At 72.6% G+C, this 9,679-nt stretch carries 7 protein-coding genes; 6 read left to right on the top strand and 1 reads right to left on the bottom strand.

The window, feature by feature from the left end:
• Window positions 1–15 precede the first annotated feature (15 nt).
• The gene (gene tkt, locus ACZCAH_RS03160; RefSeq protein ID WP_464339678.1) at window positions 16–2,115 is read right to left on the bottom strand and encodes a transketolase; all 2,100 of its coding nucleotides are present in this window, start codon (window positions 2,113–2,115) and stop codon (window positions 16–18) included.
• Between the two features lie 320 nt (window positions 2,116–2,435).
• Here tkt and ACZCAH_RS03155 point away from each other — a divergent pair, with 320 nt between their 5' ends.
• The 6 genes from ACZCAH_RS03155 (at window position 2,436) to der (ending at window position 9,645) form a co-directional block, all read left to right on the top strand.
• Entirely contained in the window at window positions 2,436–3,386 is a 951-nt protein-coding gene (locus tag ACZCAH_RS03155; protein WP_464339677.1) for a heme o synthase, read from the top strand.
• Window positions 3,383–4,390, top strand: coding sequence for a tyrosine recombinase (locus ACZCAH_RS03150; protein ID WP_464339676.1), 1,008 nt, complete (start codon window positions 3,383–3,385; stop codon window positions 4,388–4,390). The genes ACZCAH_RS03155 and ACZCAH_RS03150 overlap by 4 nt, the downstream gene beginning before the upstream one ends.
• A gap of 164 nt (window positions 4,391–4,554) precedes the next feature.
• Window positions 4,555–5,427 carry a ParA family protein gene (locus ACZCAH_RS03145; protein WP_329746758.1) on the top strand — a complete coding sequence of 291 codons (873 nt, stop codon included), beginning with the start codon at window positions 4,555–4,557 and terminating at the stop codon, window positions 5,425–5,427.
• A complete protein-coding gene (locus ACZCAH_RS03140; protein WP_464339675.1) occupies window positions 5,427–6,299 on the top strand; it encodes a pseudouridine synthase in 873 nt (290 codons plus the stop codon). The genes ACZCAH_RS03145 and ACZCAH_RS03140 overlap by 1 nt, the downstream gene beginning before the upstream one ends.
• Window positions 6,296–7,405: a prephenate dehydrogenase gene (locus tag ACZCAH_RS03135; protein WP_464339674.1), complete on the top strand. Its 1,110-nt coding sequence runs from the start codon at window positions 6,296–6,298 to the stop codon at window positions 7,403–7,405. The genes ACZCAH_RS03140 and ACZCAH_RS03135 overlap by 4 nt, the downstream gene beginning before the upstream one ends.
• Window positions 7,406–7,425: 20 nt before the next feature.
• On the top strand, window positions 7,426–9,645 hold the full coding sequence (gene der / locus ACZCAH_RS03130; protein ID WP_464339673.1) for a bifunctional cytidylate kinase/GTPase Der: 2,220 nt from the start codon (window positions 7,426–7,428) through the stop codon (window positions 9,643–9,645).
• The last annotated feature ends 34 nt before the right edge of the window (window positions 9,646–9,679 follow it).

Raw genomic sequence — 9,679 nt, 5'->3', positions numbered from 1 at the left:
CCCCCCGCGGGTGGATCAGGCGCCGGCTGCGGCGATCGAGTCCTTGGCGGCGGCCACGACCGCCTCGGCGGTGAAGCCGTACTCGCGGAAGAGGGTCTTCGCGTCGGCGGAGGCGCCGTAGTGCTCGAGCGACACGGCGCGGCCGTAGGTACCGAGGAAGCGGTACCACGGCATGGCGATGCCGGCCTCGACGGTGACGCGGGCGGTCACCGTGGAGGGGAGCACGGACTCCTTGTACTCGTCGGACTGCTCGTCGAACCACTCGACGGACGGCATGGAGACGAGGCGGGTGGGGGTGCCCTCGGCCTCGAGCTGCTTCTGCGCCTCGGCGGCGTACTGCACCTCGGAGCCGGTGGCGATGAGGATGACCTCCGGCGTGCCGGTCGAGGCCTCCTTCATGACGTAGCCGCCCTTCGACAGGTTCTCGGCACCGGCGTACTCGGTGCGGTCGAAGGTGGGCAGCGCCTGGCGGGAGAGGATCAGGCCGACGGGGCCGTTGTCGCGCTCCAGCAGGGCCTTCCAGGCCTGCGCGGTCTCGTTCGCGTCCGCGGGGCGCACGATCGAGAGGTTCGGGATCGCGCGGTAGGCGGCGAGGTGTTCGACCGGCTGGTGGGTCGGGCCGTCCTCGCCGAGGCCGATGGAGTCGTGGGTCCACACGTAGGTGGCCGGGGTCTTCATCAACGAGGCGAGGCGGACGGCACCGCGCATGTAGTCCGCGAACTGGAAGAAGGTGCCGCCGTAGGGGCGGGTCAGGCCGTGGAGCGAGATCCCGGAGAGGATCGCGCCCATGCCGTGCTCGCGGATGCCGAAGTGGAGGGTGCGGCCGTACTGGTCGCCAGCGAACTCGGAGGAGCTGAGCTCGGCGGGGAGGAAGGAGGGCTCGCCCTTCATGGTGGTGTTGTTCGAGCCGGCGAGGTCGGCGGAGCCGCCCCACAACTCGGGCATGACGGGGGCGAGGGCCGCGAGGACCTTGCCGGAGGCGGCGCGGGTGGCGACGCCCTTCTCGTCGGCCTCGAAGGTCGGGAACGCCTCGGCGAAGCCCTCGGGCAGCTCGCGCGACCGCAGGCGGTCCAGCAGGGCCGCGGCGTCGGCGTTCGCGGAGCGCCACGCCTGGTAGCCCTTCTCCCACTCGGCCTTGGCGGCGGCAGCGCGCTCGGCGAGGCCGCGGGTATGGGCGAGGACGTCCTCGTCAACCTGGAACGTCTGCTCGGGATCGAAGCCCACGGCCTCCTTGAGGCCCTTGACGCCCTCGGCGCCGAGCTTCGCGCCGTGGACGCTGTGGGAGCCGGCGAGCTCGGGGATCGGCCAGCCGATCACGGTGCGGAGGCGGATGAAGGTCGGCTTGTCGGTGACCTTCTGGCCCTCGAGGATCGCGTCCTTGAGCGCGGCGACGTCCTCGACGTACTCGGTCCCGCCGTTGGTCCAGTCGACGGTGCGGACGTCCCAGCCGTAGGCCTCGTAGCGGGCCGCGGTGTCCTCGGTGAAGGCGATCGAGGTGTCGCCCTCGATCGAGATCTCGTTGTCGTCCCAGATCACGATGAGGTTGCCGAGCTGCTGGGTGCCGGCGAGGGAGCTGGCCTCGGAGGACACGCCCTCCTGCAGGTCGCCGTCGGAGGCGATCACGTAGGTGAAGTGGTCGAAGGGGCTCGTGCCCGGCGCCGCCTCGGGGTCGAGCAGGCCGCGCTCGCGGCGCTGGGCCATGGCGAAGCCGACCGCGGAGGAGATGCCCTGGCCGAGCGGGCCGGTGGTGATCTCCACGCCCTTCGTGTGGAAGTTCTCGGGGTGGCCCGGGGTCTTCGAGCCCCAGGTGCGCAGCTCCTCGATGTCCTTCTTCTCGAGGCCGAACCCGCCGAGGAAGAGCTGGATGTACTGGGTCAGGCTGGAGTGGCCCGCGGAGAGCACGAAGCGGTCGCGGCCGAGCCACGCCGGATCGGTCGGGTCGTGCCGCATGACGTCCTGGTAGAGGAGGTAGGCGGCGGGGGCGAGGCTCACGGCGGTGCCGGGGTGGCCGTTGCCGACCTTCTCGACGGCGTCGGCCGCGAGCACGCGCACGGTGTCGACGGCGCGCTTGTCGAGCTCGGTCCAGCCCTCGGGGGCCTTGAAGGTGTCGGTCATGTGTGCTTCCTTTCGCCGGGCAGCGGCGTTCGGCCGCTTCATTCGACAGCCCCGCCGGTCGCGCCACGCCGGGTCGGTGCGGCGGGTGCCGCGAGGTCCCCGGGGGCGAGGGCGGAGCGATGCGACCACCTTAATGCGCTCACGACAGCAACGGTGATCGCGTTCAGCCTGTTGTCGTCCGCTGTTCGCGGACAGGACGGCGATGAAGGTGCGGTGCCACGTCTCACGCGCGCCGTCAGGAAGAGGGCGCGCCGTCGTCACCTAGACTGGGCAGGTCCAGGCGGCCGTGCGCCGTGTGCAGAAGGAAGGGACGGTGGGCGGTGACCGCCACCCAGGGAGCATCCGCGCAGTCGACGGGGATGCACGGCGAGACGCCCCGGCGAACTCCTCTCTCGGTGCTCCGCGCCTATGTGGCGCTGACGAAGCCGCGGATCATCGAGCTGCTGCTCATCACCACGATCCCCACCATGTTCCTCGCCGCCGGCGGCTTCCCGTCGCCGTTGCTGATCGTCGCGACGCTCGTGGGCGGATATCTCGCCGCGGGCGGGGCGAACGCGCTGAACATGTACCTGGACCGCGACATCGACGCCAAGATGAAGCGCACCCGCAACCGGCCGCTGGTCACCGGCGAGATCTCCGCGCGCGCCGGGCTGATCTTCGGGCTCGTGATCTCGGCGGTCTCGGCGCTGTGGCTGGGGCTGCTCGTGAACTGGATGTCGGCCGCTCTCGCGGTCGCAGCGATCCTGCTCTACGTCGTCTTCTACACGATGATCCTCAAGCGCCGCACGAGCCAGAACATCGTCTGGGGCGGCGTCGCCGGCTGCATGCCCGTGCTCATCGGTTGGTCCGCGGTCACCGAGACCGTCTCCTGGACCGCGGTGCTGTTGTTCCTGGTCATCTTCTTCTGGACCCCGCCGCACTACTGGCCCCTCGCGGAGAAGTTCCAGAAGGACTACGCGGACGCCGGCGTGCCGATGCTTCCCGTCGTCGCCTCCCGGACCTCCGTCGCCCGGCAGATGATCATGCACACCGCGCTGATGATCGCGGCGAGCCTCGCGATCATCCCCCTCGGCCACACCGGCTGGGTGTACGGCGTCGGGGCCGTCGCCTCGGGCGCCTGGTTCGGCTTCCTCGTGGTCCGCTACGCGGCGCGCGTCCACAAGGGCTGGACCGGGAAGCAGCTCGGCCCGATGACCGTCTTCCACGGCTCGATCACGTACCTCACGCTGCTGTTCGTGGCCCTGGCGATCGATCCCTTCGTCACGCTGTGAGCGAGGCGGGCGCCGGGCGGTCCCCGTCGGACGGCCCCGCCGCCGACGAGGACGACCTGCGCCTCGCGGACCGTCGGCTCCTCGAGCAGTACCTCGCGCATCTGCGCGTGGAGCGCGGCCTGTCCGCCAACACCCTGGCCGCCTATCGGCGCGATCTGCGCCGCTATCTCGCGGACCTCGCCCGCACCGACGACGACACGGCGGCGATCGAACCCGCACGGCTCACCGCCTGGGTGCAGACCCTCCGCACCGGGGCCGACGGGGGGAGCGCGCTCTCGGCCGCCTCCGCCGCCAGGGCCCTCGCCGCCGCGCGGGGGCTGCACTCCTTCCTGGAGGCGGAGCGGGTCTCCTCCACCGGGGACCCGACGCGCCTGGTGCCTTCGCCCGCGGTGCCCGCGCGCCTGCCCCATCCCCTCGCGATCGACCAGGTCGAGTCCTTGCTCGAGGCCGCGAGCCGTCCCGGCACCGGTCGGGACGCGACCGAGCGGGCCCTGCGGGATCGCGCCCTGGTCGAGGTGCTCTACGGCCTCGGCGCCCGCATCTCGGAGGCCACCGGCATGGACCTCGACGACGTCGATCGCGCCGAGCGCTCCGCCGTGCTGCGGGGCAAGGGGGACAAGCACCGCGTCGTGCCCGTCGGACGCTATGCGCTCGAGGCGCTCGACGCCTATCTCACCCGGGGCCGCCCCGCCCTCGCGTCCCGCGGTCCAGGGACCCCCGCGATCTTCCTCGGCTCGCGCGGGACGCGGCTCACGCGGCAGGCTGCCTGGCAGGTGGTGCAGCGCGCGGCGGAGACGGCAGAGATCCCCGAGACGGTGAGCCCGCACACCCTGCGCCACTCCTTCGCGACGCATCTGGTGCACGGCGGGGCCGACGTCCGCGCCGTGCAGGAGCTGCTCGGCCACGCCTCGGTCACCACGACGCAGCTGTACACGAAGGTCACGGTCGACTCGTTGCGGGAGGCGCACGCGATCGCCCACCCCCGTGCCCGACGGGGGGCTTAGACTTGACCGGCGCGAGCACCCCGGTCCCGGGGCCGTCTCGCCGACACGCCTCGGGCGACTGCGCGCAGACGCCCCTCCCGGGGTTCGAGGACCTGATGCCGTCCGCGAGGGCGGCCGTGGCCCGTCCCCGCACCCGACCACGACGCCGACGACAGGACTACGACGTGAGCCCCTCCTCCTCTCAGCAGCTGGACATCGATCTCGGCCCGACCGGCCGGCCGATGCCGGACCTGCCGGAGCCGGCGCCGCTCGAGGGCCACGGACCCGCCCGGATCATCTCGATGGTCAACCAGAAGGGCGGGGTCGGGAAGACCACCAGCGTGATCAACCTGGGGGCGGCGCTCGCGGAGCTGGGTCGCAAGGTGCTGCTCGTGGACCTCGACCCCCAGGGAGCGCTCAGCGCGGGGACGGGCGTGAACCCGTACGACCTCGACGTGACCGTCTACAACCTGCTGATGGAGCGCGGGCACGACGTGCGCGAGGTGATCCGCGAGACCTCCACCGAGGGCCTCGACGTGCTGCCCGCGAACATCGACCTCTCCGCCGCGGAGGTCACCCTGGTCAACGAGGTCGCGCGGGAGATGGCGCTGGCCCGCGTGCTGCGCCCCGTCGCCGACGACTACGACGTGATCATCATCGACTGCCAGCCGTCGCTGGGCCTGCTCACGGTCAACGCCCTCGCCGCGAGCCACGGCGTGATCATCCCGCTCGAGGCGGAGTACTTCGCGCTCCGCGGCGTCGCGCTGCTCGTGGAGACCATCGAGAAGGTGCAGGACCGCATCAACCCGCGCCTCGAGCTCGACGGCATCCTGATCACCATGTTCGACCCGCGCACCCTGCACGCCCGCGAGGTGTGCCAGCGCGTGGTCGAGGCCTTCCCGGACAAGGTCTTCCACACCACCATCAACCGCACGGTGAAGTTCCCCGATGCCTCCGTCGCGGCCGAGCCGATCATCTCCTTCGCCTCCAGCAACAAGGGCGCGGACGCGTACCGCCAACTCGCCCGCGAGCTGATCGCGCGCGGCGCGGCCGCCTGATGACCGGCTCCTCTTCCCGCGGCGGCGGCCGACGCCGGCGCAGCGCCTTCACCCCGCCGCGGACGGTCCGGCTGCGCGACGCCGACGGCACCCCCGCGGCTCCGGCCCCGGACGACGGCTACGGGCCGGAGGTCCATCGCGAGGACGGCGAGCGCCTGCAGAAGGTCCTGGCCCGGGCCGGGTTCGGATCCCGCCGTGCCTGCGAGGCGCTGATCTCCTCGGGTCGCGTGAGCGTCGACGGCGCGGTGGTGCTCGAGCAGGGGGTGCGCATCGATCCCGCCACCCAGACCGTGCACGTGGACGGGCGCCGCCTGCAGCTCGACGAGGCGAAGCTGACCGTCGTGCTGAACAAGCCGCGCAAGGTCGTCTCCGCCATGAGCGACCCCGAGGGACGACGCGACCTGACCGAGTTCACCGCGGGCTACGACCAGCGGCTCTACCACGTGGGCCGGCTCGACTACGAGACCGAGGGGCTGCTTCTCCTCACCAACGACGGGGAGCTCGCCCACCGGCTCACTCATCCCAGCTTCTCGGTCGAGAAGACGTACGTGTGCCGCTTCGACGCGCCCGGAGGTCCGCCGCGCGGCCTGGTGAAGACGCTCCGCGAGGGGGTCGAGCTCGAGGACGGCCCCGCCCGCGCGGACCGCGCCCGGGTGCTCGCGCAGGACGGTCGCGAGGCGGTCGTCGAGGTGACCCTGCACGAGGGTCGCAACCGGATCGTGCGCCGCATGTTCGCGTCCCAGGGCTTCGAGCTCACCTCGCTCATGCGCACCCGCATCGGACCGGTGCTGCTCGGCGATCTCGCCCCGGGGCGAACCCGCGAGCTGACCGGCCGCGAGCTCGGCACCCTGATGGCCGAGGTGGGCCTGTGAGCGGACTCGTCCCGGGCCCGGTGCGGATCGTCGGCACGGGGCTGATCGGCGGTTCCCTGGGCATGGCACTGCGCGCCGCGGACGTCCCCGTGCAGGTCGAGGACGTGTCCCCGGGCACCGCGGCCCTCGCCGTCGAGCTGGGCGTGGGGGAGCTGCCGGCCGACGGGGACCCCGATCCCGCGCTCGTGCTCGTCGCGGCGCCGCCCGATGTCGCCGCGGCGCTGGTGGTGCGGGCCCTCGCGCAGTGGCCGGAGGCGATCGTCGCCGACGTCGCGAGCGTGAAGAGCACGGTCCTCGACGGCGTGCGCGCGCTCGGACGCGAGAGCGACCTGCCGCGATACATCGGCGCCCATCCCATGGCCGGTCGCGAGGTGTCTGGGGTGATCGCCGCCCGCGGCGATCTCTTCCAGGGGCGTCCCTTCGTGGTTGTCCCGCATCCCGCTACCCGTCCCGACGCGGTGACCGTTCTGCGGGCCGTGGCGACCGAGATCGGGTCCGTCCCCACGCTCCTCGACGCGGCCGCTCACGACATCGCCGTCGCCCACGTCTCCCACGTCCCCCAGGTGCTCTCGAGCCTGCTCGCGGGCAGCCTCCTGGAGCCCTCGGAGAGCGCCCTCGGCCTCGCCGGCCAGGGCCTCCGCGACACCACCCGCATCGCCGACTCCGATCCTCGGCTGTGGGTCGAGATCCTCGGAGCGAACGCCGCCTCGGTGCGCGAGGTCCTCACCGGGGTCCGGGACCGGCTCGACGACGTGCTCTCCGCCCTCGACTCGCTGCGCGGCGACCCGGATCCGCGCACCGGATCCCGCCGCGCCCTCGCGTCCCTCATCGCCGACGGCAACCGCGGGGTGCGGCGTATCCCGGGCAAGCACGGCGCCGGCACCGACTCCTTCGCCGTGCTCGCCGTGCTCGTCCCGGACCGGCCCGGGGAGCTCGCCCGGCTGCTCACGGAGATCGGCCAGATCGGCGTCAACCTAGAGGATCTCCGCCTCGAGCACGAGCTGGGCCGCGCGGTGGGCATCGCCCACGTCTCCGTGGACGCCACCCGTGAGGAGATGCTCACCCGGGAGCTCGCCGCGCGGGGCTGGACCGTCGCCGAAGGCTGAGCGCCCCGTATCCTTCAGGGATGCACACCAGCGCGCCGCACGACCCCTCCGCCCTCGCAGGTCCCGCCCGGGGGATCGCCATCGCGATCGACGGCCCGGCCGGATCCGGCAAGTCGACCGTCTCCCGCCTGGTGGCCGACGCGCTCGGTGGCGGCATGCTCGACACCGGCGCGATGTACCGCGCCGTGACCTGGACCTGTCTCGAGCGCGGCATCGATCTCGCCGACCACGAGGCGGTCGCGGCGGTCGCCGAGACGCTCGACCTCGATCTCGGCACCGATCCCGCGGGCGCCCGCGTGGCCGTCGGCGGTCACGAGATCACCGCCGAGATCCGCACCGAACGTATCTCCGAGCGGGTCAGCGCCGTGGCCACGAACACCCTGGTGCGCGCGATCCTGCAGCGCCGCCAGCGCGAGCTGCTCTACGCCGCGGCCGATGAGCGGGGCTTCTGCGTCGCCGAGGGCCGCGACGTCACGACGGTCGTCGCCCCGGACGCCCAGGTGCGCGTGCTCCTCACCGCGAGCGACGAGGAGCGAATGCGCCGGCGCGCCGCGGAGCTCGAGCTCGAGGACAGCGAGGAGACCCGGGCGCGGATGGCGGACCAGGTGCTGCGCCGCGACCGTGACGACTCGACCGTCTCGGAGTTCCTCACCCCCGCCGAGGGGGTGCACGCCCTCGACACCACCGGGCTCGACATCGAGGACGTCGTCGAGCGGGTGCTGATGCTCGTGGCCGAGGCCGAGGCCGTCCAGGAGGAGGCCGAGCACGGTGCGCCCGAGCCGGCCCTGCGCGCCGACGGCGAGGGCCCGAGCGACGACGAGGTCGAGTCCGCCCTGCGCGCGGGCCTGACCGAGTACGAGCTCGACGAGGAGGACCTCGCCCTGCTCGCGGGGGAGGAGACGGAGGAGTCCGTCCACCGGATCCAGCGCAACCTGCCCGTGGTGGCCGTCGTGGGCCGCCCCAACGTCGGCAAGTCCACCCTGGTCAACCGCATCCTCGGCCGCCGTGAGGCGGTCGTCGAGGATCGCCCCGGCGTGACCCGCGACCGGGTCTTCTACGAGGCGGAGTGGACCGGCAAGGACTTCTGGCTGGTGGACACCGGCGGCTGGGAGGACCGGGTCCAGGGCATCGCCTACCGCGTCGCGGAGCAGGCCGAGGTGGCCGTCTCCCTCGCCGACGTGGTGATGTTCATCGTCGATGCGAACGTGGGCATCACCACCACCGACGAGCAGCTGCTCAAGGTGCTGCGCCGCGCGAACGTGCCGATCGTCCTCGTCGCGAACAAGGTCGACGACCAGCGCGGGGAGCTCGAGGCGGCGGCCCTGTGGAACCTCGGCCTGGGCGAGCCGCATCCCGTCTCCGCCCTGCACGGCCGAGGCTCCGGCGACCTGCTGGACGCCGTCGTCGCCGCGATGCCCGAGGAGGGTCGTGGCGCCCCGGTCGACCACGGGCCGCGCCGCGTCGCGCTCGTTGGCCGTCCCAACGTCGGCAAGTCCTCGCTGCTGAACCGCCTGGCGGGGGAGCAGCGCGTGGTGGTCGACGACGTCGCCGGCACCACCCGGGACCCCGTCGACGAGAAGATCACCCTCGGCGGCAAGGAATGGACCTTCGTCGACACCGCGGGCATCCGCCGCCGCGTGCTGCAGTCGCAGGGCGCGGACTACTACGCCTCGTTGCGCACCCACGCGGCGCTGGACCGCGCCGAGGTGGCGATCGTGCTCCTCGAGGCCTCGGAGCCGATCTCCACCCAGGATCTCAAGATCATCGACATGGTCCTCGAGTCCGGGCGCGCCCTCGTGCTCGCCTTCAACAAGTGGGACCTCCTCGACGAGGAGCGTCACCAGCAGCTGGAGCGGGAGATCGAGAAGGATCTCGCCCACGTCGCCTGGGCGCCCCGGGTCAACATCTCGGCGGAAACGGGTCGGCACGCGGAGCGGCTCGTGCCCGCGCTCGAGCGCGCCCTCGAATCCTGGGACCGACGCATCCCGACGGGTCGGCTCAACGCCTTCCTCGGCACGCTGGTCGCGGCGCATCCGCATCCCCTGCGCGGCGGCAAGCAGGCCCGCGTGCTCTTCGCGACGCAGGCCCGCACGCGCCCGCCCCGCTTCGTGATCTTCGCGAGCGGCTTCCTCGAGCACGGTTACCGACGCTTCATCGAGCGCCGTCTGCGCGAGGACTTCGAGTTCACCGGTTCGCCGATCGTGCTGGGCGTGCGCATCCGGGAGAAGCGCCGGCGCTGAGCGGCAGCCGGACGGCGCACCCGGCCCGCCGCGG

It is taken from the genome of Brachybacterium sp. B718/18 (genome assembly GCF_055454375.1).
This window is presented reverse-complemented; position numbering and strand designations above follow the sequence as displayed.

Coding starts and splice junctions, on each gene's coding strand:
- tkt (WP_464339678.1), bottom strand. CDS start 2,115: ATGACCGACACCTTCAAGGCCCCCGAGGGCTGGACCGAGCTCGACAAG.
- ACZCAH_RS03140 (WP_464339675.1), top strand. CDS start 5,427: ATGACCGGCTCCTCTTCCCGCGGCGGCGGCCGACGCCGGCGCAGCGCC.
- der (WP_464339673.1), top strand. CDS start 7,426: ATGCACACCAGCGCGCCGCACGACCCCTCCGCCCTCGCAGGTCCCGCC.